At 72.0% G+C, this 833-nt stretch carries 1 protein-coding gene; it reads left to right on the top strand.

Features of this window, described 5'->3' with window-relative positions; genetic code table 11:
• Positions 1–791 (top strand): glycosyltransferase (locus CCN37_RS37925; RefSeq protein ID WP_210408405.1); only part of this gene is annotated, 791 nt, incomplete at its 5' end.
• Positions 792–833 lie beyond the last annotated feature (42 nt).

Raw genomic sequence — 833 nt, forward strand, 5'->3', positions numbered from 1 at the left:
GTAGCCACAACGCGAGAAGCGGGGGTGGGGCGGTGCCGTTGATCTCGGTGCTCACGGCGGTGCGTCGGCCGGTGCCGGAGTTCTTCGTCGAGGCGGCGCACAGCGTTGCCGCGCAGGAACTCCCGGCCGGATGGGAGCTGGAGTGGCTGGTCCAGGAGGACGGTGAGGAGCCGTCGGCGCGCGAGTTGTGCCCGCGGGCGCGCTACGAGGCCAACGGCGCGCAGCTGGGCACGGCCACGACGCGGAACCTGGCCCTCAGCCGCGCCAGGGGTGAGCTGCTCGCGGTGCTGGACTACGACGACGTTCTCCTGCCGGGCGGGCTCGCCAGGCTCATCGAGGTGTTCGCCGAACAGCCCGGGATCGGCTGGGCGGTCGGCCAGGCGGACGACCTGATCGACGGCGTGCGCGTGCCGTACGAGCTGCGCTACCCCTGCGGGCGCGTCCCCGCGGGCACGATCGGCAAGCTCTACGAGGAGACCGGCCTGTGCCAGGTCGCCTGTGCCGGGCTGGTGCTGCCGACCGCGCTCGTGCGCGCCTTCGGCGGCTGGGCGGCGATTCCACGCGCGCAGGACGTCGGCCTGTTCATCGCGATCAGCGAGGTCCACGACGGCTACCAGGAACCCGCCGTGACCTGGGCCTATCGCAAGCACCCCGGCCAGACCACGCGCCCCGGCAGCGTGGACCGCTGGGGGCCGCAGCAGGACCGGTTCATCCGGCAGCGCCTCGCGGCCGTTCGCGACACCCCTTCCTTTCTTGCTCGGCGAGCTGCTACTTTCCCCCCAGGAAAGTAGATGCCTGGGGGGAAATGATGGAGCAAGAGGACGCGGCGCGGG

The sequence above is a fragment of the Allokutzneria sp. NRRL B-24872 genome, from assembly GCF_002155965.1.
In the GTDB taxonomy this organism is placed as follows: Bacteria; Actinomycetota; Actinomycetes; order Mycobacteriales; family Pseudonocardiaceae; genus Allokutzneria.